This window comes from Virgibacillus sp. Bac332, assembly GCF_003667785.1.
GTDB classification, from domain to species: Bacteria; Bacillota; Bacilli; order Bacillales; family Amphibacillaceae; genus Virgibacillus; species Virgibacillus salarius.
The window spans coordinates 2,064,372-2,086,330 of the sequence record NZ_CP033046.1; the positions used below are offsets into that span (position 1 = coordinate 2,064,372).

A 21,959-nucleotide genomic window follows, 5' to 3' on the forward strand; every position below is an offset into this window, starting at 1 on the left:
GCTTTTTTATATGATAAGGAGGGAGTACAATTGAAAATACAATATCCAACTCCCCTACAAAAAGGGGATAAAATTGCTGTTACTGCTATTTCAAGTGGTGTAGAAAGACCGTTACATATTTTATTAGAGGAAGCAAAAAGTAATATGGAATCCCTTGGGTATCAAGTGGAATTGGCAGAAACCGTATGGACTGAAGAAAAAGCAAGAAGTGCAACAAAAGAAAAAAGAGCAAAAGAATTTATGGATCTCTATATGGACCCGACAGTTAAAGCAATTATTCCACCGTGGGGTGGACAATTTTCATTAGAAATTTTTCCATTGTTAGATTGGGAGAAAATCAAGAAGATGCCTCCAAAGTGGATACTAGGATATTCCGATATTAGTACAATGAACTTTGTGTATACAACAATTACTGGCAATGCATCAGCCCATGGAATAAATTTTGTGGAGATGTCTGCACCAACTTTAGATGAAACAAGTAGTGGTTGGGAGCGTGTATTAACAGCTAATCAGAAAGAAATTGTTACACAGCAATCATCTTCTAAATTTCAGTCTTCATGGGAGAAGGTGTTTAAAAACCCGGCAACTGGCTTCTATTTGGATAGCCAAACGGAATGGAAAAGTCTCAATACGAAGGAAACTTTCTCTGGAAGATTGTTAGGTGGTGTCATTAATACACTTCAAAATATTCATGGTACACCATTTGATCAAGTGGAAAATTACCTAGATACGTATACAGAAAATGAAGGGACGATTTGGTATCTTGAAAGTGTTGATATGAGTGCAGCTGAGATTTATCGTGCTTTGTGGCAAATGAAAGCGAATGGATGGTTTAAAAATACAAATGGTGTCCTAATCGGTAGATTAAGTGGATATACTCCTACAAAGGATTATCAACTAAAGGATGTATTGATCGATATTTTCTCTAAGGAGAATATCTCATTTATTTACGATGTAGATACAGGTCTTACCTCCACAACTCACCTTAGTCAATGGTGCTTTGGCACAGGTATTCTATGAAAAAGGTGCTGGGAAAATAGATATACATTTTAAATAAAAATAAACTGGAAGCGATGACGGTAAGAGAAATGAAGGAAGGAGGAGGGAATGGGGATGAAGAGCTTATCGAGGTTCTGGCTACCTTGGGTGCTAGGTGTAATCGTAGCAGTAGTTGCAATAAGTTTGTGGAATAAAAAAGAGATAGATTGGGATCATATTATGACAATGAGTATCGCTGGATTAATTGGTATGTTGATTGCAACAGGAATAAAGATGGCTATAAAAATGGCTAATAGCAAATCTAGTGAATAGTTGTTTGCAGGCTATATTGGAATGCAAAAAGTTGTACACTATAGTTAGTAAAGAAAATGGTGCTTTTAAAGTAAAATGATTAAGATTTTGACTATCGCCAATGGTATAGCCTATTTATTAAGCTATATTGGTGATAATCATGCGGTCCTTTAGGAGGGATCGCTTTTTTATGTAACTAATCGGCTTAGGTTGACTTCTTTTAAATTACAATGTAATATATAAATTGCAAAAGTAATATATAATTTACATTGCGTAGGTGAATGTATGAAAAACAATGTGAAAATAGCAAGAATAAAATTATCGATGACGCAAGCACAATTAGCCAAAAAAGTAGGTGTAACAAGGCAGACAATAGGACTAATCGAGAAGGGAGTATATAATCCGAGTCTCCAACTTTGCATTGCCATAGCAAAAGAACTTCATAAAACGTTAGATGAATTATTCTGGGAGGTGGAAATGTAATGAAGTCATGGCTATCGTTTTTATTACCAAATGACGAATATAAAGAAAAAAAGATTCTTTACTTTTTATCAGAAGGATCCATTGTTCTACTGATAGCGTTATTTAGTATATTTATCAGTAGTCGGTACGTATTCAATTTTCAGCTCGATATAGAATTTGCTTTGTTTGCTTCTATATTCATTTTTTTAGGATATGTTCTATTAAGGTATATTATATCTGGTATGGAATATACAGATGTTGCTACAGAACATGCCTACAAGAAAGAGCTAAAGCATATTTTTAGCAGGACATGTAGTTTTGGGATTATTTATATGTTGCTCTATTTCATTTTTGTCGGTATCCCAAGTAAGCAAAATGAATGGGGAGAGCTTTTGGGATTACTTTTAAGTATTTGCCTCATTTGGTTTATTATAAATTTTATTTCCTTAAAGATCTCCTATAAAAAGAATAAAGAATTGTTATAATTCTTTACAGACTAAAAAAGAGCGAGCAGCCTACCAGTACAAAAAAAGCTTGTAGAAAACATAGGGGTTTATTTACAAGCTGGCGATTCTTCAACAGAGGAATCGTTATTTTTTTGTCTTTACCTTATTATTTGATAGCTGTTATTTTTGTAATCATTTCTCATAAGGTGAAACGTCATCCCCAATATGAGGAAGTGGGGGATCGACTGTCAGTAAATGTCCGATTAGTTCGAAGGCTTTTAGGTCATACCCTTGTGGTACGAACAATCTGTGTGGGATAAAACAAACCCCCACTGTTTGAGGTTTCACTTTAATGAGGGATGTCATTTTTTCTCTTTTATATCCAGATTTTAAAATGGGTAACATGCTATTCTATGCCTTTCTATAATTCATTTATAAATGAGAAGAAGGAAATTAGTAATAATCTATCGAATTCTAAATTATCAGCATGAAAATTTAGAAGGGGAATGTGCTATTGAAAAGATTAGTAATTATTACAGTTGGTAAAACACATAGCGGGAAAACTACATTTGCTAAAGCCCTTGAGCAACAGCTACATCATTCATTGGTGATCGACCAAGATAACCATGCTGAATTCATCAACACCTATTACAAACCCTTACTACCAAAACAAGGGCCCAATGCTATTAAATACACGATCACACAATCAATTGTTGGTTATGCTGTTCAACAAACTAAATCTCATTCTTTGTAACTCAAATCGTTCTCGCAAAGATCGTTTAGAACTGCTTTCGTATTTTCAACGTAACGGTTTTACTAGCATTCTTGTTAATTTTGATATCCCTGATCCTATTCTGCAAGAGCGAGTGATTAAAAGTCAGCGCAGTACAGCTATATTTAGGTTTGTTTCCAATTTTGAAGAAGTGCTTACGCGACAACAAGCGGAAACGGATAAGGAGGATATAAAAGCACCATTGATAGACGAAGCAGATCATTTATTTGTAATCAAAAAAGAGCCAGAAGTTCAGTCTGTTATTCAAAGAATAGTAACTTTGGAAGCAAACGTATAACCTATGTATTACCGACTTGGATTGTAGATAATTTAATCAATAATCGAGTTACGGAATCCAATTTAATAAAAACATCGGAGCTGAAAATGATGAAAAGAGAATTAGAAAAAGCGATTCACTTACGTAAAAATGGAAACCATAAAGAATCGAATGAATTGCTCATCAAACTGGTACAGCAATTTCCTGAAAATGCATCGATAAATTATCAATGTGCTTGGAGTTTTGACTTACTAGGAGTAGAAATACAAGCTGTACCTTATTATCAAAAAGCGATTCATTTAGGGTTATCGTCAGAGGAGTTGGAAGACGCATTATTGGGGCTAGGGAGTACGTATAGAACATTAGGCGAATATGAAAAGTCAAAAGATACATTTCTAAAGGCTATCGAGTTATTTCCTGATAATCGAGCCATTCAAACGTTCTATTCAATGACGTTATATAATCTAAGTGAACATAGTAAAGCAATGGAGATATTACTAAACTGTCTAGTAGATACGACAACTGACGAAAAGATAGAACGCTACAAAAAAGCAATTAATTTCTATGCTAATCAATTAGATAACATTTGGAAGTAGATTAGAACATGTAGGTTTGGAGTGATTACATGGTAATTAGGACATACGAAGATAATGATGAGAAAGGCTGGTTGCGATGTCGAGTATTATCATTCCTGGATACTGCTTATTTTGATGATGTACGAAGAGAGAAGGAAAATTATGCTCATCCATCTGTTGAACTAGTTGCAGAAGAGGGTAACCAGATTATAGGTATCATGGATATTGAATGTGAGCAGAAACCAAATACAATCTGTTCTAATGAAAATATAATTAGCGGAATGATTTGGCATATTGCAGTTCATCCAGACTTTCAAAGAAAGGGAGTTGCTACAGCACTATTAGACAAAGCCATTAAATATCTTAGAGATATGGGGATTCGTCGAATCGAAGCATGGACACGGGATGATAGATGGGTGAACAGCTGGTATGAATCAAATCATTTTATAAAAAAGGATGCTTATTTTCATGTTTATATAGAGGGGAAAGAGGTAGAAAGCACGCTGAAATCAGAAGTATTACAATTAAGGCCAGTTTCCGCATGCGCCCACTATACAGGTAACAACGAAGAAATCTTGAATAGATTTAACAGAGTCCATGAATGTAGCATGTATGAGCTAATATTAAATCATGAGCAACGCAATAATCATTAATTTTTGGTTCTATAAAGGTCGAAATTCATCAATGCCTATAAAAGTGCCAGTTCAAGACTTATCAAGAGGGATTTTCCTCCTGTTCGTAAAAAGTTATGGAAAGAAATGTTTTGGTCAAGGAGTTTTTGTTTGTTGACGACTGGCGATTCGTCAGCTACCAAAAGTGGCGATTACCCGAGAAACCCCCACTTCAAGCAACCCGTAAGGGTGGTTAGTGGTGGGAGTAGTTCACGCTTGCGAGTCATTATTGTAGGTTGGTGGAAGGGATTTCACCTTATGGGCGTATAAGACTCGTTTAACAATGGTAAAGGTGAGGGATATTTCAGATGAAACATAAAAAGGCGAAATTAAATGAGGGATATACTATATTTAAACCAATAGGAGTGAAGGTAGAATATCCTATTGTCGATTTAGAGAAAAAACAAGTAACTGGAACTGTATCATCTCATGACAAAATTTATTTAACCGTGCTTGTAGATTTAAAGGCAAATAGAGTCCATGTAAAGGGGAATGTGGAAGGATTAGAAAATAATACGATGGACAACAACGCTTATACAAGCATGATTAAAGCCGAAGCTAGATTTTTTGTTGAGAACCATATTTCTAATCCGAAAGAGTACTATAATCAGTTCAAATAATTGAAATTTCACTTTATCCCGCATATAACTTGCAGTAAGCTCCCACTTCAAGCAATAAAGTGAACCAATATGGATAAGAGGGGGGCAACTGCCAGTAAATGTCGAATTGGTTTTAGGACCTTTAGTTCATACCCTTGTGGCACGAACAATCAGTGGGGATAAACCAAACCCTTTAACTGATTGATGTTTCACTTTATCGGGTTTCTTATTGTTAATGAATTTAAGCTTGAAAATATGCTATGACTAAAACGCATAAAAAGATGACCACGAATTTATGTCGTAATCATCTTTTGAAAGTCTTGGTTTATCTGTATTTGAAAACTGAACGAAATGATGTGTGTTTTTCCGTACGTTATAGATCAAGAGTTTTGATCTATTCCATTAATGGCAATGCTGTTAATGATTTGGGCAATTTGCTGAGGTGTTTTATCCATGTTGTTGGCAAGCCAATGTTTAATGACGTGAATACTTCCGCTTATAATAAATGTACTTATGTATTCAGATACAGCCGCATCATTTTCCTGACAATCCATCCACGTAGTAATGAGAAAGCTACGTGCTACTTCCATTACTCTTCGCTCAAAAGAAGTATCCCCATTTTCATTTAAGAGGACGTTACAGATATCAGACTTTGAAACGATATACTCCAATAGTCTTTCTGTTGTTTGTAACGACTTCTCGATTTCACTAAAATTATGTTGACTTAAATAGGTGTTCATATCTGCAATGATTTCTTCTTCTATTTGTCTAAGTAAATCAAATTGATCTTTGTAGTGTGTGTAAAAGGTAGAACGGTTAATATCGGCTTGCTCACAAATTTCTTTAACGGTAATTGCTGCGATTTGCTTCGTGCTTAACAAACTAATTAAACTATCCTTCAATACCATGCGTGTATATTTCTTTCGTCGATCTAATTTCGGGTTCATACATTGTTCACACTTTCTTTACATTGATATCCAACATTTCAAAAAAATCTGTTGCTTTTTATACGTATGTTTATAAACTGTTTGTTGTTAATCCAACACGGTGTATATTATAATAATAAAAGATTTGAATTAACGATGCAAGAGAGGATGAACACTGATTGAATGGACAGCGCAGATACTAAGGCATAAAAAATCGGTTGTACTTACATTTGTGATATTGGCAGCTATTTGTGTTGTTGCCCAGTTTGCCGTATCAGTTAACTACAATATGGTAGATTATCTCCCGGAGGATGCACCGTCTACCGTTGCCATGGAAACGATGGATGCAGAATTTGATGGGGCGGTTGCAAATACCCGTGTGATGATGAAAAATGTTAGTATTCAAGAGGCTTTAGCAGTAAAAAAAGATCTAGAAGCCATTGATGGCGTCTCAGAAGTAACGTGGCTGGATGATGTAATCGATATAAAAACACCAGTAGAAATGGCAGACGAAGATACGGTGGAATCCTATTACAAGAACGGGAATGCACTGTTTTCTTTTCATATTGCTGAAGGAAAAGAAGTAGATACGACAGATGCAATCTACCAATTAATTGGTAAAGACAACGCGATGTCTGGTGAGGCACTTGATACAGCAACATCACAGAAAATGACTGGGAAAGAGACGATGTATGCTGCAGCATTGCTAATACCAATTATTATTTTAATTCTTATCCTATCCACAAGATCATGGGCTGAGCCGGTATTCTTTTTAACAGCAATTGGAGTTTCTGTACTTATTAACTTGGGTACCAATGTATTTATTTCTGAAATATCCTTTGTTACACAATCTGTTGCACCAATTTTGCAACTTGCCGTATCGCTCGATTATGCTATATTTCTGCTGCATAGTTTTTCTGATCACCGAAGGGAAGTAAATAGTCCAGAAAAAGCGATGCAACTAGCGATGAAGCAATCTTTCCCTGCAATTGCAGCAAGTGCTTCTACAACGTTCTTTGGATTTATTGCATTGACCTTTATGGATTTCGAAATCGGTGCAGATTTAGGTCTCAATTTAGTAAAAGGTATCTTACTTAGCTTCATTAGTGTAATGGTCTTTTTACCAGCACTAACCGTAATGTTTTATAAATGGATTGACAGAACACAGCATAAACAATTATTGCCGAGCATTCCTAATGTCGGGAAGTCGCTGATAAGACTACGTATTCCAGCGCTAATTATTGTCATGGTTTTGATTATCCCAGCTTTCTTAGGACAAAGTCAGACTAATTTCATGTATGGAGTTGGTGATCAGCCAGAATCGACCCGTGCGGGGAGTGATTCGATAAAAATTGAAGACAATTTTGGCAAACATACACCAATGGTTCTATTAGTTCCGAAAGGAGATCTTGCCAAAGAGGAAAAGCTGGTAGATGATTTAAATGAATTACATGCTGTAAAAAGTACTGTATCCTATGTTGATTCAGTTAGTGCTGCTATACCACCTGAATATTTAGATGAATCGGTAACAGATCAGTTCTACTCAGAAAACTATAGCCGGATTATCTTAAATTCGACTATTGATGCTGAAGGTGAAGAAACATTTGATTTTATTGATGAAGTAAAAGCAACGGCAGCAGACTATTATGGTGATGATTATCATGTGCTAGGAGAAAGTGTAACTCTGTATGACATGAAGCATATCGTAGAAAAAGATAATACAGTCGTAAACGTACTGACGGTTATGATGATAGCAATTGTCTTACTGGTTACGTTCCGGTCGATTTCACTTCCAGTAGTATTATTAGTAACGATTCAGTCGGCTGTATGGATTAATTTATCCATTCCATACTTTACAAATACATCTCTCGTATACGTAGGGTACTTGATTATTAGTACGGTACAGCTTGCGGCAACAGTTGATTACGCTATTTTATTAACGGAAGCATATAAAGAAAACCGCAAGCAAATGACCGCTAAGGATGCCATCCGAAAGACCATTAATGAAAAGATATTTTCCATTGGAGTTTCTGCTTCCATTCTTTCCAGTGTTGGATTCATTTTATGGCTTACGTCAACGAATCCGATCGTATCGTCCATTGGACTATTGCTGGGACGAGGTGCGTTATTAGCATTTGTAATGGTTGTCTTACTCCTTCCGGCATTGTTACTCGTTTTTGACCGAATAATTGAAAAAACCATATGGAAACCAAATTTTTATAAGGGGAAGTGATGAAGTGCGAACAAAAAAAGTAAGTCTTGTGATATGGAGCGCAATTCTTGTATTAGCTTCCTTTCCGCCAGTTACGCTCGCCACTGAAAAGTCAGATAAGGAAGATGCTACTACTCAAAACGATGGAGCGTTCTCTTCCAAGGATGAAGTCATATATGGAAATATGGATGCAAATGGAATGATGCAGGATTTGTATGTAGTGAATACATTTCGTGTAACAGAGCCAGGAAAAATGATAGATCATGGGGATTATACAGCTATCAGGAATTTAAGTAATTTGCACGAAATGGAAAAAAAACAGAATAATACCGTGCATTTTCAAGCAGATGAAGAAGAATTTTATTATCAGGGAAAAATGGAAAACCAGCCATTGCCATGGGATGTTTCTATCACCTATTTGCTGGATGGAAAAGAAATCGAACCAAATGATTTAGCTGGAAAAAGTGGATCTTTGGAAATCCAATTATCGACATCAAAAAATGAAGAGGTAGATCCTGTATTCTTTGAGAATTATATACTACAAATTGCCATTACACTTGATCCGGCAAAAGCGAATAACATCCAAGCTCCAGAGGGAACGGAAGCTAATGCTGGTAAAAATAAGCAAATTACCTTTTCGGTAATGCCTGAACAAGAAGAAGAGGTAATTGTATCAGCAGATGTCACCAATTTTGAAATGCAGCCAATTGAAATAAACGCAGCGCCTTATTCCATGTCTATTGAAAGTCCAGATATCGGTGGCATGACTGGGAAAATGCAGGATTTAGCTGGAGCGATTAGTGAAGTTAATTCAGGTGTTGGTGAGTTAAGTCTTGGAATTGATGAACTCAATCAAGGGGCAAAGGAAATAAGTAATGGTTCAAGTGAATATCGAAGCGGTATCAAAGAGCTAGATCAATCCTCTAGCGTATTAGTTAATGGGTCTTCTTCCATTCAGGATGCAATAAAAAAGATAAATAAATCTGTTCAAGCGAGTACTGGGAATTTAGATCTTAGTCAGCTTCAAGAATTACCAGCAGGGCTCCGTCAAGTTGCTGGAGGCTTGAAAAAAAACGCTCAAGGTATTGACACGTTAAAAGAAAACTATAGCAAAGCATATCATAAGTTGGATGAAGCAATCGCCAATGTTCCTTCCTATAATATTAGTGAAGCACAGATAAACAAGTTATATGAAAGTAATGCAAATAAGGAAGTAGTTAATCAATTAGTAGAGACATATAGAGCAGCAAATGCTGCAAAACAAACATATAATGCAGTTAAAGGCGCATTTGGAAGTGTGACAGATTCACTAAATCAATCTGCTAGCGGCACAAGGGAAATGGCAGCTAATTTAGAAGCGATGGCATCAGAATTAGAGAAGGCTCTTAAAAACATGGATGGAATGGATGCCATGGCTCAGCTTCAAGAAGGATTTTCTTCTCTATCTTCCGAATACCAATCTTTCCATAATGGGCTATTAAGCTATACAGATGGTGTAAGTAAGCTGGCATCTTCGTACGGAAAGCTAGATACTGGTATACAAGAACTGGAAAAAGGAACCGCTGCAACCAGTGATGGTGCAAATGAACTGCATAAAGGCACCAACGAGTTACAGGAGGCGACGAATGATTTACCAGGACAAATTAAACAAGAGACAGATGAGATGATGGAGGAATATGATAACTCCGATTTTGAGCCAAAGTCTTTTGTATCTGACCAAAATAAGAATGTCGAAGTTGTTCAATTTGTCTTGCAAACAGAAAGCATTAAAATTCCAGAACCTGAAACAACCGAGGCACCGGTAAAAGAGGAAAAGGGGATTTGGGAACGATTTTTAGATCTTTTTAGATAAAAGAAAATAAGCCTCCTTACTTGGAAAAGTGGGGAGGCTATTGTATCTACTGCTCTGTTCTAACATTTATCTCTCCATTAATGAAATAGTTAAGAAAAAATATACATAAAAATGACAGAGGGTTCTGCAATCTGACTGTAGAAATATATAAGAACACTAGATATAGGAGTGTTAAAATGAAAATTGCTGCTCTTTATGATATTCATGGGAATTTACCAGCACTCAATGCAGTGCTGAACGAGCTTAAAGAGGTACAACCGGATTTGATTTTCATTGGAGGAGATATTGTTTCTGGTCCTATGCCAGAAAAAACGTTAGAACGCTTGATTCAGTTGGGTGATAAGGCTCGCTACATTCGTGGGAATGGCGATCGAGAAGTGGTGATGGCCTTTGACGGTGAGTCGCTCGAACATATGTCTGAAAAAGGTAGTGAGAAGCAACAATGGGTCGCCAATCAACTAACTAGCTCCCAACGCGATTTTTTATCTAAAATGCCAACAAAGAAAACGCTTTATATTAAGGGGTTAGGTAATATTTTATTCTGTCATGCTACCCCAACTAGCGATGAAGAGATATTTACACCCCATACATCAAAGGAACGCCTCGAAGCCATTTTTAATGATGTGAACGAACCAATTGTAGTATGTGGACACACACATATACAATTTAAGGCAGAGGTTGGGGATCTATGTATTCTTAACGCGGGAAGTGTAGGAATGCCATTTGCAGATGAACGTGGTGCTTATTGGCTCTTACTCAGTTCTCAGGGATATGAATTTCGACGTACGCCATATGACGAGGAAGCAGCTGCCAAAGAGATAGGTGCTAGTAATGATCCGCAGGCTCAAGCGTTTGTTAACACATATGTTCAGAATGTAATGACAAAGAGTAAGGGAATGGAAATCTTAGAAAGCTTGGTAAAGAAACGCTGATTTTCATGCTTAGTTAAGTATGATCGTCAATGTGGTCGGCATTTCAGTAGATACAAACTGGATCTTATGGTACCTAGCTTTTTTTTAAAAAGTTAAGAAAGTATAAAATCAGTGCAATGACTGCGTTAAGCCAAGTAGTTATTTTGAAATGGTTGATGTATATTGGCAATGCTCCGACTAATTACTTCGCTTTCCGCGGGCACGGCCTCAACTAACTTTGCAAAGAAGAACACGTTGCAAAGTGGATTTTCGGCTCGCGCAATTCCCGCAGGAGTCTACGTAATTAGTCTCCGCTATGAGAAGGTGCACCAATTCTTGTCATAAGTAATAGGTTGACTTTTTTTACACTGGGTAAAGTGAAAATCGCTATCCGTGAGTATAAAAGCAGCTGTGTTACTTCATGCTAGCGTTGTAGAGCCTGATAATAGCGAAGGCCGGCCACTTCAACTCCTGTGGGAAATGTTTGACCTGAAGATCCACTTTTTTGAGCGGGTTTTGCTAAAAAAGTTAGCTGAAGGACAAACCCCACGGAAAGGGAAGTGGGTAGCCGGAGTGGTGGTCAAGCAAGCAGTAGCTATTATTCCATAATAGCTACTAGAGGAAGCGTAAATCTGAGCATTTAGTGATAAGGACTGAGCGAATTTTGCTCAGTTTTTCTTATAAGTTAAGAAAGTATAAAATCAGTGCAATGATTGCGTTAAGCCAAGTAGTTATTTTGAAATGTTTGATGTATATTGGCAATGCTCCGACTAATTACTTCGCTTTCCGCGGGCACGGCCTCAACTAACTTTGCAAAGAAGAACACGTTGCAAAGTGGACTTTTGGCTCGCGCAATTCCCGCAGGAGTCTACGTAATTAGTCTCCGCTATGAGAAGGTGCAACAATTCTTGTCATAAGTAATAGGTTGACTTTTTTTACAATGGGTAAAGTGAAAATCGCTATCCGTGAGTATAAAAGCAGCTGTGTTACTTCATGCTAGCGTTGTAGAGCCTGATAATAGCGAAGGGCGGCCACTTCAACTCCTGTGGGAAATGTTTGACCTGAAGATCCACTTTTTTGAGCGGGTTTTGCTAAAAAAGTTAGCTGAAGGACAAACCCCACGGAAAGGGAAGTGGGCAGCCGGAGTGGTGGTCAAGCAAGCAGTAGCTATTATTCCATAATAGCTACTAGAGGAAGCGTAAATCTGAGCATTTAGTGATAAGGACTGAGCGAATTTTGCTCCGTTTTTCTTAGGTATTTATGAATCAGATTGTTAAGTTTGGTTTGGGCAAAAGTAGCGGGCACCTAACCAGTTAGTAATGAGGAGGATGTTACCATCAATGATAGAGTGGTAAGTAAGTTTTTTGGCTTGATGTTAGTGGATGTATTTACTTTTGGCATTCCTTTGTACTTTCTTCATGTATTCAAAAGACCTAAAGTAACGATGATAGCATCCATGTTTATGTTTCCGATAATCTTTTTGTGTTTATGGTTGATCCTTGAACTAATGTAAAGCAGCTTCACTTGTTTTTCTAAATGATAGAGCTTCAATGGAAAATGGATATACCAAGTAGCTTGTAGCATTTCTAGTCAATTAGGAATGCTTTTATATTTATTCCATTAAATTATCCAAAATGATAAGTATTTATTGAATTACAATAAATTTTGCATTATTATGTTGTTAATGATAAATAAGTGAGGTGCTTTCATGAAGATTAAGAAAGGTACAACCATTTTTTTAAAAATAGCTGTTATCCTTATTGGAATTATTGTACTTACATTATGTGTATTTTGGCTACCTTCGTTGGCAAGTAATACCGCAGAGCAATTTCCAGCATTTCGTCATTTGCAATACCCCATTTTAGTAGGTTTGTATAGTACGGCAATACCTTTTTATTTTGCTTTGTATCAAGCTATAAAAATTTTAAACTACATTGAAATTCATCATGCCTTCTCGAAGGCATCAGTGATTTCCTTACGCTATATAAAATATTGTGCAGTGGTAATTAGTATTTTATATGTAATAGGCGCCCTATACCTTATGTCACAGCATGCTTTTCACCCTGGAGTAGCACTTATCGCATTTACAATTATTTTTGCATCCATTGTTGTATCCGTTTTTGCAGCGGTCCTGCAGCAATTATTAAGTAGTGCATTAGCGATCAAAACAGAAAATGATTTAACAGTATGAGGTGGAAATATGGCAATTATAATTAATATTGATGTGATGTTAGCGAAAAGAAAAATGAGTGTAACAGAGCTATCTAATCGAGTAGGAATTACAATGGCTAACCTTTCGATATTGAAAAATGGGAAAGCAAAAGCGATTCGTATATCCACGTTAGATGCGATTTGTAAAGCATTAGATTGTCAACCTGGTGACATTCTGGAGTATAAAATAGAGGATAGTGACCGATAAGTAAGCAATCTGGTTTGGTATTCGGTGAAACCTCTGTACCTACTATTCGTATAAGGTATAAAATGCTTTTTGCAGCATAAGGAGGTTATCGATTTGGAAAAGTGGGAGTATGCAGTTGAAACATGGACCTTAGGAATTACATCTGCAGATTGTGAGGAGTTGGAAGAGAAGTTAAATAAGTTTGGTAATGAAGGCTGGGAGCTAGTGAATATCATTCCTCAAGTGGGTGGATTCGGTGGAGAAGTATCGGTTAACTTTAACCAAATCGTATTTAAGCGAAGGGCGTAAAATTTATTAATATCGCCTTCTGTCAAAAAATCCCTGAGCATAGTAGGGGATTTTACAGTGGAAATTAAAATATTTTGATTGGTGTTTTAAAAATTCTTGGAATAACCAAGATTGAATTTGTCATTATGCATATTTTGTAAATCAAAAAAGAACAAATTGGGGGATAAATGAACTCGTATCAGATAGTATCTCCTTTTGTATTAGCTGGTGTACCCACATTTTTGGATTATCACATGATCAAGCGGAAATAGGAGCTCTTGTCTAAGGTTTTTATCATGAAATAGATATGTAAAACAATGTAAGGTATTTTTGTAGTCGATGTATTAATCCTATACACCTTAATTGATATGGTCGTTATTTCCCCTACTTATTCCAATCGTCTTTAGTAGCATGTATATCAAATATATGCCAAGGTAAGCACCAGTAATTAAAAAGAAGGGGTTTAATAAAATGGCGTGAATATCTGTCATTAATACAGTGTTATTTTTTATTACGTTATAAATAGACAATGCAAGGATATTTCCAAAAACAACTAGAGACAGCAACGCACAAAGATTAAATACAATTTCGAACCGTTTATTAGATTTTTGAGAAAAGTACAAAATAGTTGGTAAGATAGCGCTACCTAATAGAATTAGTATTTTCACAATACTACCACCTTCTTACAGTTTGTATCTTCAGTATTTACGGAAATACGAGACCCATACATATTTTTCTAACTATTACCGTTCTTTTTACTCTGGGTAAGATGAGGGGTAAATCGATAGGAAGAGAAATTCCGATGAAGGTTTCTTCCTGGAGATAGTTATTACGTTATTAGACGCTATAGAGAATGAAACATATCATTGGCTTTGGATTGGGATGGATTTTGTACAAAGAGACGTTTGAAATTAGTTAATGATCTTATGCATCAAGCCGTTTTGGGAGAAAATGAATTTACTCCAGATAAGTCTGTTCTGCTAACTACACATTGGGATAGTCATTTTCAATAATTTGTTCCAATGATAAGCATAAACTCGACAGGATTGTAAATGAATGCTGTCTAGAAAGCTTTATTGTGACAATCAAACAGATATTTATTGGAGTCTCCGACATTACCAAGAGACTGAGACAAAGAAATTAATTATCGTTCGTTTTTTGATCAGAATCATTCATTTAATAGCTGAAATAAGCGAGACTCCTTGAAAAAGAAGAATGCTTTTTCTACGTGCGATGTATTGCTGCCGAAGCCTTCCTTATCCAGCGGGAACAGCACGAGTCCGAAGACCCACGTGGTAACGTGTTTTTCTTTACCAAGTTAGCTGATGCCGCGCCCCATAGCCGTCAAGTTAAGCAGGATATTTTAAAAACCATAAAGTTATTCGTTATTCTGACATTATAAATGGAATAATTTGGAGGGATTACGTATGGCTAAGCAATATCATTTTGACTCGTTTGTAAAGAGTGTGCACGATATTTTATCTATTTCTGAACTTCGCAATGTTGCTCGGGAATCAGGTTTTGTACAACGATTGAAGAAGATAATGCCGGAAGATTTCTTAAGTATATGTGCCTTCTTACATGAAAAAGTTGGTACGGAGGGGCTAGGACAGCTCTGTGCCTCCCTTTCTCGTGAATCAGAAATATCCATATCTAAACAAGCCTTACATCAACGATTAGACGAGAAAGGAGTGGCTTTTTTAAAACAAGTTTTTATGCGGTTAGCGGAAAAACAACAGATGTTATCGTTACCATCTCCATCTGATTATCCTTTTTCTCGGATCCGTATCTTGGATGGCACATCCTTTCAAGTAAAAAAGAACACCGCGAGTTATTGGGATGGAGTGAAAATACAATTAGAATATGAGCTGTATCAAGGGAATTTTTTGCATACGTTGTTCTATGGACCAAGAGACAGTGATCACGATGCAGCTGAAGAATTGGCAGATACAATAGGAGAAGAGGACCTTATCTTGCGTGACCTCGGCTATTTCTCAGGAGATCACTTTAAAAAAATAGATCGAGCAGGAGCCTATTATATTACTCGTGTTCCTGCCAATATGACCTATTGGACATTGGATGACAAGCAACGAAGAATCCAAATAAAGCCTGAAGAAGATGCCATGCATCTAGCTCCAGGAGAGATACAGGATTATGGGTTCATTCAATTAGGAGTTAAGGGAAAAAATACATTTCATGCACGTGTAGTCGTACAACGATTAACCGAAGAGCAACAAAAACAGAGAGATACCTATTTAAAAGAAAGAAGACGGAAAGGGGGGCATACCCAATCCGCCAACAAGAAGAATCATATCCAAATTCTTGCTACCAATATAACACAAGAAGAAATGGATGAGCAAACCTTGTATCCTATCTATTCCTTGCGTTGGCAAGTGGAGATACTCTTTAAAACATGGAAATCGTTATTTGAAATTGATGATGTGCAGGCAATGAATACCGACCGCTTTTACTGTCATTTGTATGGGACTTTAATTCATATTCTTCTTTCTTTGATGATTGCTTTTCAGTGCCGTTACTGCCTTTACGAAAGGTATCAACTAGAAGGAAGTGAGTACAAATGTATCAATCATGCGAGAAACGCAATAGTAGAGACGAAAGGGTATTCACTCTATCACCTTTCTTCCTTGAAAGCTCTCATCGATAATATTTACCAGAACATATACCGGCATGGAAGGAAAGATCATCGTTGTCAGCATAAAAGTCCTTTTGATGTCTTAAACATTGCGTATAAAGTACATTTCCGTGCCGCGTAAGTAACAGTGTAAAAAAGAAAACAAGTACCCATAAAAGAATACGGATTAAACTGGAAAAATATGTTTATATTTTCATTGCACCATACTACTTTTTTATTAGCTTGACGGCTATGTGCCGTGCCCGCGGAAAGCACGTATATTTTCACGGTGCGGCGATGATACTCCTATTAATAAACCTGATCATTCGTATTTTGAGTAAAGAAGTTGTGTTTTGCCCCAGCCTCGTCGAATTTTCATCTGTTTTATTAGTAAATAAAGTTTTCCGACATAGCAATAAACTCTCTGACGGCGTAGGGCAAATATTTATGCTTTTTCCAAATCATCCCTAGCTCTAGGTGTACGATAGGGTTTGTGAAAGGAATTGCAGTAATACTACGACTATTTATTTGACCGCATATTTTACTTGGTAACAGCGCAACTCCTAATTTCGCTTCTACCATTTCAATCATGAAGTCTTTTTGTGAGCTCTCACAGACGATTGTTGGTTGAAAGCCGTGGTTACTACACGCTTCCATAATCCTGTCATGGAGAGAAAAATCATTTCGATATAAGATAAAGGGTTCTTTTTCAATAGCGGCAAAATCAATCGACGCTTCATTTGCTATTGGATTATCAGTATGAACAATAAGCATTAACGGATCCTTTAGTAGCTGAATGATTTCAAAGCTTTCATTTTTAATAGGGATATTACAAATTAAGCCAATATCAAGCTCTCCCTCTCTAACTCCTTGTTTAATGCTGTTACTGCCAACCTCATGCAACGTCATATCAAAGGTTGGGTGTGCTTCCTTATAGTTGCTAATTAGTTTGGAAAAGAAAGCAGCACCTATAATCGGAGGTATTCCAATTTTGATTTCTCCCTTTTTTAAATGAATAACGTCATTAAGTTCTGCAGTTAAGTTATCAAATGCATCAAGTACATTCATTGCATTAACAAGAAAAGCACGTCCTGCATCTGTTAGCTCAAGCTGCTTTGCCCCGCGGTCGAATAATGGAGCGCCCAGTTCATTTTCCAAATTTTTAATGGTTTTACTTAATGAAGGCTGAGATATATGAAGTACAGTAGCGGCTTTCGTGAAGTTTCGTTGTTTCGCAACCTCTGCAAAGTATTCGACATGCCTTATGTCCATCTTATCTCCCCCTTTAACCAAGAGAATGTGTTACTGTTTTTTATTATACTGCAAGCTATAGCCAAAAGGAATAATGCTCATGCAAAACATATATTTTTGTTTCTACGCTACTCCGATTAAAATAATAGCAAGGAAGAATGGAAGAGGAGGAATAGCTATGACAGAATATGTGAAAGTAGGAACCCTACAAATTTCCAAGGAACTTTATGAGTTTGTTCAATCAGAAGCGTTGCCAGAAACAGGACTTAGTGAACCAACATTTTGGAAGGACTTCGCACAACTCGTTACTGATTTAGCTCCAAAGAATAAAGCATTATTAGCGGATCGTGATGCGTTCCAAGAAAAGATCAATGCTTGGCATAAAGCTAATGATGTAGTTGACTTTCAGGCATATCAAGCGTTTTTAAAGGGAATTGAATATATAGAGAGTCCAGTTGCTGATTTTACAATTGGAACTAAAAATATCGATGATGTAATTACAAAGCAAGCTGGACCGCAGCTTGTCGTTCCAATTGATAACGCTCGTTATGCTATTAATGCAGCTAATGCCCGTTGGGGATCTCTCTATGATGCTTTATATGGAACCGATGTGATAAATGAAGAAAATGGAGCAGATCGTATAGGGGCATATAATCCGATACGTGGAGAAAAGGTAATTGCTTTTGCCAAAGATTTTTTAGATAAACAAACACCGCTTATGGATGCCTCACATAAATCAGCAACGAAATACGCTATTGTGAATGGGAAATTAAACGTATCACTTGATGACGGAACGACAACTAGCCTAAAAGACGCTACGAAGTTTGTCGGTTATCAAGGCTTTACAGAAAATCCACATGCGCTGTTATTTTGTAATAATGGCTTACATTTCGAAATTCAAATTGACCGTACACATGCTATCGGTACAGTGGATAAAGCAGGGGTGAAGGATGTACTTATCGAATCTGCAACCTCCTGTATTATGGACTGTGAAGATTCTGTTGCGGCTGTTGATGCAACAGATAAAACACTTGTTTACAGGAATTGGCTAGGATTGAATCGTGGTAACTTATCATCGACCTTCACAAAGAATGGTAAGAAAGTAACACGTACATTACATGCAGATCGTAATTATATTGGATTGAATGGAGAGGAAATTACACTTTCTGGTCGCGTACTTATGTTTGTCCGAAATGTTGGACATCTAATGACAACGAATGCAATTATTGATGAATTTGGAAAAGAAATTCCAGAGGGAATCATGGATTGCGTGTTCACAAGCTTGATGGCGAAGCATGATCTATTGGGTAATAGTCCATACCAAAACTCGCAAAAAGGGTCCGTGTATATTGTGAAGCCGAAAATGCATGGTTCCAAAGAAGTAGCATTTGCGAATGAACTATTCAATCGAGTAGAAGATATGCTTGATATGCCCCGGTATACACTAAAAATCGGTATCATGGATGAAGAACGCCGGACAACGCTTAATTTAAAAAATTGCATTTATGAAGTTAAAGATAGAATTGTGTTTATTAATACCGGCTTTCTAGATCGTACTGGAGATGAAATCCATACGTCCATGGAAGCCGGCCCCATGATTCGAAAAGGAGAAATGAAGACTTCTTCATGGTTAAATGGTTATGAAAAAAATAATGTCCATACTGGTTTAAGAACTGGAATGAAAGGAAGAGCACAAATTGGTAAAGGTATGTGGGCAATGCCAGATTTGATGGCAGATATGCTAGCGCAGAAAATTGAACATCTACAGGCTGGCGGGAATACTGCTTGGGTTCCATCACCAACGGCTGCAACGCTTCACGCGCTACATTATCATGAAATAAACGTCACGGACGTGCAGGCGGAAATTGAAAAAGAGACAAAGGATTACCAAGCTGATATTTTACAGATACCAATTGCTAAACATGAAAATTGGTCAGCTGAAGAAATACAGGAGGAGCTTGATAATAGTGCCCAAACATTACTTGGCTATGTTGTTCGTTGGGTAGAACAAGGAGTTGGCTGCTCGAAGGTTCCAGATATTAATGATGTTGCATTGATGGAAGATCGTGCAACACTCCGCATATCTAGTCAAATGCTGACGAACTGGCTTCATCATGGAATTTGCAGCAAAGAGCAACTAATTAATACGTTAAAGCGAATGGCAAGAATTGTTGATAAGCAAAATGCGAGTGATCCTGCATATCGCAATATGGCTCCTAACTTTAACGAGTCCGTTGCTTTTCAAGCAGCATGCGATCTTGTATTGCAGGGGAAATCACAGCCAAGTGGATATACAGAACCAATTCTTCATCGACGCCGACTAGAAGCAAAAGAAAAGTACCATGTGAAAAGTTGACAAGAAATGATCGATTTCCAGTTATGTTGATAGAAGGTAAACCATTGTTAGTTAACAGGAGCACCTCTGCTTGAGGTTTATCAAGTAGCAAATAGTTAATGTGATAATTACTGATATTGCTTCATTTCTATGATTGTTTAAAACCATACATTTTGGGAAAGCTATTCCTATACCTAGAAACAAAACATCTTTAGGAGGAAATCAATATGGGTTTTATTTGGTCATTAATTATTGGTGGTATTCTTGGCTGGCTGGCAAGTCTTATTGTTGGTCGTGATATCCCGGGAGGGGTTATTGGAAATATTATAGCAGGATTTATTGGCGCATGGCTTGGTTCACTAATCCTAGGTGAGTGGGGGCCAGAAATGGGCGGATTTTTCATCATCCCTGCTTTAATTGGAGCGATTGTTTTAATCTTAATCGTAAGCTTCATTATGAAAAGTATGCGACAAACATAAAAATGAATAAATATAGTAGGATAACCAAATGTTCATGTAGATAACTAATGTAACAGGAGAATAAAAGCCATCTATGAAGACTTTATAATAAGATTACGGAATCGTCTGGGTGAGGAGTATTACGTGGAAGAATACTGAGTTGTTCTTGTAATTGCAGTAAAGTTATAATGGTGGCGAGACAAAAAATGGAATACCAAACTATAATCCAAGCATACAAAGCTATGTCCGGATCGTAGTTTGGTTTTTTATCGTTCACATTTAGAACTGATGATGATTCCAACGGGAATGGATAAATACAATGCTAGTAGAAGAATCATGCGGGAATAACATGAGTCCGAGGATTTACTCTGCTAAGCCAATGTTGATTTGCAGCGTACTTGTATGATAAAAGTATTTTATATTTCATAATGGATAAAGAATTACATAATTATTTAGCTTTTGATATGATCATTCGTTTAACCTCTTTATTCTCGTTATTTGTTAGGTGTGGAATAAAAAAGTAGAAGATTAAGAAAATAGACCCATCTCCTTCATGCTATAATACGGACAAGAAATCTTACTAACCAAGGGGAATAAGAAATGAGAAAAAAACAAAGAATGAATACGCTTCAGCTTCTCCCTCTGCTCTTTTTTGCCATCATAATCGTTCTAGCTGGCTGTGGGAGTAGTGCAGATAAGGGAGAAGCAGGTAATGGCAAGGGAAGCAGTGACTATCCAAATGATGTGGAAGAAAATCCGATTGTAACGATAACGATGGAAAATGATCAAAAGATAAAGCTTGAATTATATCCTGAGATCGCGCCAAATACGGTAGCGAATTTCATAGCGTTAACAGAGGAAGGGTTTTATGATGGATTGATATTTCATCGGGTCATGCCTGATTTTATGATTCAAGGCGGCGATCCAGAAGGAACGGGAGCTGGTGGTCCAGGTTATTCCATAGAGGGAGAATTTAGTTCCAATGATTTTAAAAATGAGCTTAAACATGAGCGTGGCGTAATTTCTATGGCTAGATCGGTTGATCCTAACTCAGCAGGCTCACAATTCTTTATTACGGTTGCCGATTCGCCACATTTGGATGGTGAGTATGCAGCATTCGGTAAAGTAACAGAAGGATTGGAGGTAACAGACGAGATTGTGTCTGCAGCTGAAGAACAAAAAATGCAGAAGGTAGAAGTTGATACGAAAGGGTATGAATATCCAAAACCTGATAAAGTTGAATAATCATTTTTTGAGCTTCATCCCACATATAACTGGAAGTTAACCCCCCCACTTCTAGCAATGAAGAGAAACCAATATAGGTGAGTGTGGGATTGATTGTCAGTAAATGTCCAATTGGTTCAAAGGCCTTTAAAATCATACCCTTGTGGTACGTACAATTAGTGGAGGATACAAAGACTAGTACAATGTGATTGGGTAGGAGAAGTTCTCAAGCGCAACTACAGTTTTTATTAGCATGTTAAAAATATATTGTGATCCCCACTAATGTGTGATATGCTGATTTCAACCCTATATAAAGAGGAGATAATTACATGGTAACAGGTGTGTTCAACTAATTCAGTAACTTAATAAGGTTTTAGAGT

The 21,959-nt window shown here is 37.0% G+C and carries 22 protein-coding genes and 2 pseudogenes; 21 read left to right on the forward strand and 3 right to left on the reverse strand.

Annotated features, from left to right (window positions below; translation table 11 throughout):
- The first annotated feature begins 30 nt into the window (after positions 1–30).
- The 9 genes and pseudogenes from D9782_RS09895 to D9782_RS09940 all read left to right on the forward strand — a co-directional run bounded on the left by D9782_RS09895 (position 31) and on the right by D9782_RS09940 (position 5,113).
- Complete coding sequence (locus D9782_RS09895) at positions 31–1,020, forward strand: S66 family peptidase (RefSeq protein WP_240455836.1); 990 nt, start codon at positions 31–33, stop codon at positions 1,018–1,020.
- Positions 1,021–1,113: 93 nt separating this feature from the next.
- Positions 1,114–1,311 (forward strand): hypothetical protein, encoded by a 198-nt coding sequence (locus tag D9782_RS09900; protein ID WP_121604669.1) that lies wholly within the window; start codon positions 1,114–1,116, stop codon positions 1,309–1,311.
- A gap of 264 nt (positions 1,312–1,575) precedes the next feature.
- Entirely contained in the window at positions 1,576–1,773 is a 198-nt protein-coding gene (locus D9782_RS09905) for a helix-turn-helix transcriptional regulator (RefSeq protein WP_026679735.1), read from the forward strand.
- Entirely contained in the window at positions 1,773–2,237 is a 465-nt protein-coding gene (locus D9782_RS09910) for a DUF3278 domain-containing protein (RefSeq protein ID WP_121604670.1), read from the forward strand. The genes D9782_RS09905 and D9782_RS09910 overlap by 1 nt, the downstream gene beginning before the upstream one ends.
- Positions 2,238–2,712: 475 nt before the next feature.
- Positions 2,713–3,268 (forward strand): annotated as a pseudogene (locus D9782_RS09920) (ATP-binding protein).
- A gap of 89 nt (positions 3,269–3,357) precedes the next feature.
- Positions 3,358–3,843 (forward strand): tetratricopeptide repeat protein, encoded by a 486-nt coding sequence (locus tag D9782_RS09925; protein WP_121604671.1) that lies wholly within the window; start codon positions 3,358–3,360, stop codon positions 3,841–3,843.
- A gap of 29 nt (positions 3,844–3,872) precedes the next feature.
- Positions 3,873–4,475: a GNAT family N-acetyltransferase gene (locus D9782_RS09930; RefSeq protein ID WP_121604672.1), complete on the forward strand. Its 603-nt coding sequence runs from the start codon at positions 3,873–3,875 to the stop codon at positions 4,473–4,475.
- 18 nt (positions 4,476–4,493) lie between these two features.
- Positions 4,494–4,625: pseudogene (locus tag D9782_RS23955) on the forward strand (transposase); the annotation flags it as partial.
- Positions 4,626–4,801: 176 nt separating this feature from the next.
- Positions 4,802–5,113, forward strand: a complete 312-nt coding sequence (locus D9782_RS09940; RefSeq protein ID WP_121604673.1) for a hypothetical protein — start codon at positions 4,802–4,804, stop codon at positions 5,111–5,113.
- Positions 5,114–5,472: 359 nt separating this feature from the next.
- On the opposite strand, the gene D9782_RS09945 is transcribed toward D9782_RS09940, so the two are convergent.
- Positions 5,473–6,039: a TetR/AcrR family transcriptional regulator gene (locus tag D9782_RS09945; protein ID WP_026679742.1), complete on the reverse strand. Its 567-nt coding sequence runs from the start codon at positions 6,037–6,039 to the stop codon at positions 5,473–5,475.
- A 268-nt stretch (positions 6,040–6,307) separates the two neighbouring features.
- Between D9782_RS09945 and D9782_RS09950 the strand changes: the two genes are divergently transcribed.
- From D9782_RS09950 to D9782_RS09985, 8 genes are all read left to right on the forward strand, one after another.
- Positions 6,308–8,251, forward strand: coding sequence for an efflux RND transporter permease subunit (locus D9782_RS09950; protein WP_240455854.1), 1,944 nt, complete (start codon positions 6,308–6,310; stop codon positions 8,249–8,251).
- Positions 8,252–8,255: 4 nt separating this feature from the next.
- Positions 8,256–10,082, forward strand: a complete 1,827-nt coding sequence (locus D9782_RS09955; RefSeq protein ID WP_121604675.1) for a YhgE/Pip domain-containing protein — start codon at positions 8,256–8,258, stop codon at positions 10,080–10,082.
- Positions 10,083–10,258: 176 nt separating this feature from the next.
- A complete protein-coding gene (locus tag D9782_RS09960; RefSeq protein ID WP_121604676.1) occupies positions 10,259–11,014 on the forward strand; it encodes a metallophosphoesterase family protein in 756 nt (251 codons plus the stop codon).
- Between the two features lie 372 nt (positions 11,015–11,386).
- The gene (locus tag D9782_RS09965) at positions 11,387–11,602 is read left to right on the forward strand and encodes a hypothetical protein (RefSeq protein WP_121604677.1); all 216 of its coding nucleotides are present in this window, start codon (positions 11,387–11,389) and stop codon (positions 11,600–11,602) included.
- Positions 11,603–11,958: 356 nt separating this feature from the next.
- Positions 11,959–12,174, forward strand: coding sequence for a hypothetical protein (locus D9782_RS09970; protein ID WP_121603973.1), 216 nt, complete (start codon positions 11,959–11,961; stop codon positions 12,172–12,174).
- 533 nt (positions 12,175–12,707) lie between these two features.
- Positions 12,708–13,184, forward strand: coding sequence for a DUF2975 domain-containing protein (locus tag D9782_RS09975; protein WP_026679991.1), 477 nt, complete (start codon positions 12,708–12,710; stop codon positions 13,182–13,184).
- A gap of 9 nt (positions 13,185–13,193) precedes the next feature.
- On the forward strand, positions 13,194–13,412 hold the full coding sequence (locus tag D9782_RS09980; RefSeq protein ID WP_026679990.1) for a helix-turn-helix domain-containing protein: 219 nt from the start codon (positions 13,194–13,196) through the stop codon (positions 13,410–13,412).
- A 93-nt stretch (positions 13,413–13,505) separates the two neighbouring features.
- Entirely contained in the window at positions 13,506–13,700 is a 195-nt protein-coding gene (locus D9782_RS09985) for a DUF4177 domain-containing protein (RefSeq protein WP_026679989.1), read from the forward strand.
- A 338-nt stretch (positions 13,701–14,038) separates the two neighbouring features.
- On the opposite strand, the gene D9782_RS09990 is transcribed toward D9782_RS09985, so the two are convergent.
- The gene (locus tag D9782_RS09990; protein ID WP_051388252.1) at positions 14,039–14,347 is read right to left on the reverse strand and encodes a hypothetical protein; all 309 of its coding nucleotides are present in this window, start codon (positions 14,345–14,347) and stop codon (positions 14,039–14,041) included.
- Positions 14,348–15,106: 759 nt separating this feature from the next.
- On the opposite strand from D9782_RS09990, the gene D9782_RS09995 reads away from it, so the two are divergent.
- Entirely contained in the window at positions 15,107–16,453 is a 1,347-nt protein-coding gene (locus D9782_RS09995; RefSeq protein WP_121604678.1) for an IS4 family transposase, read from the forward strand.
- A 245-nt stretch (positions 16,454–16,698) separates the two neighbouring features.
- Here the strand turns inward: D9782_RS09995 and D9782_RS10000 are convergent, their stop codons facing one another.
- Positions 16,699–17,583 carry a LysR family transcriptional regulator gene (locus D9782_RS10000; protein WP_026679987.1) on the reverse strand — a complete coding sequence of 295 codons (885 nt, stop codon included), beginning with the start codon at positions 17,581–17,583 and terminating at the stop codon, positions 16,699–16,701.
- Positions 17,584–17,740: 157 nt separating this feature from the next.
- On the opposite strand from D9782_RS10000, the gene D9782_RS10005 reads away from it, so the two are divergent.
- The 3 genes from D9782_RS10005 (at position 17,741) to D9782_RS10015 (ending at position 21,600) form a co-directional block, all read left to right on the forward strand.
- Positions 17,741–19,918: a malate synthase G gene (locus D9782_RS10005; protein ID WP_121604679.1), complete on the forward strand. Its 2,178-nt coding sequence runs from the start codon at positions 17,741–17,743 to the stop codon at positions 19,916–19,918.
- A gap of 206 nt (positions 19,919–20,124) precedes the next feature.
- Positions 20,125–20,376, forward strand: a complete 252-nt coding sequence (locus D9782_RS10010; RefSeq protein WP_026679985.1) for a GlsB/YeaQ/YmgE family stress response membrane protein — start codon at positions 20,125–20,127, stop codon at positions 20,374–20,376.
- Between the two features lie 579 nt (positions 20,377–20,955).
- Positions 20,956–21,600: a peptidylprolyl isomerase gene (locus D9782_RS10015; protein ID WP_026679984.1), complete on the forward strand. Its 645-nt coding sequence runs from the start codon at positions 20,956–20,958 to the stop codon at positions 21,598–21,600.
- Positions 21,601–21,959 lie beyond the last annotated feature (359 nt).

Coding starts and splice junctions, on each gene's coding strand:
- D9782_RS09900 (WP_121604669.1), top strand. CDS start 1,114: ATGAAGAGCTTATCGAGGTTCTGGCTACCTTGGGTGCTAGGTGTAATC.
- D9782_RS09905 (WP_026679735.1), top strand. CDS start 1,576: ATGAAAAACAATGTGAAAATAGCAAGAATAAAATTATCGATGACGCAA.
- D9782_RS09910 (WP_121604670.1), top strand. CDS start 1,773: ATGAAGTCATGGCTATCGTTTTTATTACCAAATGACGAATATAAAGAA.
- D9782_RS09925 (WP_121604671.1), top strand. CDS start 3,358: ATGAAAAGAGAATTAGAAAAAGCGATTCACTTACGTAAAAATGGAAAC.
- D9782_RS09930 (WP_121604672.1), top strand. CDS start 3,873: ATGGTAATTAGGACATACGAAGATAATGATGAGAAAGGCTGGTTGCGA.
- D9782_RS09940 (WP_121604673.1), top strand. CDS start 4,802: ATGAAACATAAAAAGGCGAAATTAAATGAGGGATATACTATATTTAAA.
- D9782_RS09945 (WP_026679742.1), bottom strand. CDS start 6,039: ATGAACCCGAAATTAGATCGACGAAAGAAATATACACGCATGGTATTG.
- D9782_RS09950 (WP_240455854.1), top strand. CDS start 6,308: ATGGTAGATTATCTCCCGGAGGATGCACCGTCTACCGTTGCCATGGAA.
- D9782_RS09960 (WP_121604676.1), top strand. CDS start 10,259: ATGAAAATTGCTGCTCTTTATGATATTCATGGGAATTTACCAGCACTC.
- D9782_RS09980 (WP_026679990.1), top strand. CDS start 13,194: ATGGCAATTATAATTAATATTGATGTGATGTTAGCGAAAAGAAAAATG.
- D9782_RS09995 (WP_121604678.1), top strand. CDS start 15,107: ATGGCTAAGCAATATCATTTTGACTCGTTTGTAAAGAGTGTGCACGAT.
- D9782_RS10000 (WP_026679987.1), bottom strand. CDS start 17,583: ATGGACATAAGGCATGTCGAATACTTTGCAGAGGTTGCGAAACAACGA.
- D9782_RS10005 (WP_121604679.1), top strand. CDS start 17,741: ATGACAGAATATGTGAAAGTAGGAACCCTACAAATTTCCAAGGAACTT.
- D9782_RS10010 (WP_026679985.1), top strand. CDS start 20,125: ATGGGTTTTATTTGGTCATTAATTATTGGTGGTATTCTTGGCTGGCTG.
- D9782_RS10015 (WP_026679984.1), top strand. CDS start 20,956: ATGAGAAAAAAACAAAGAATGAATACGCTTCAGCTTCTCCCTCTGCTC.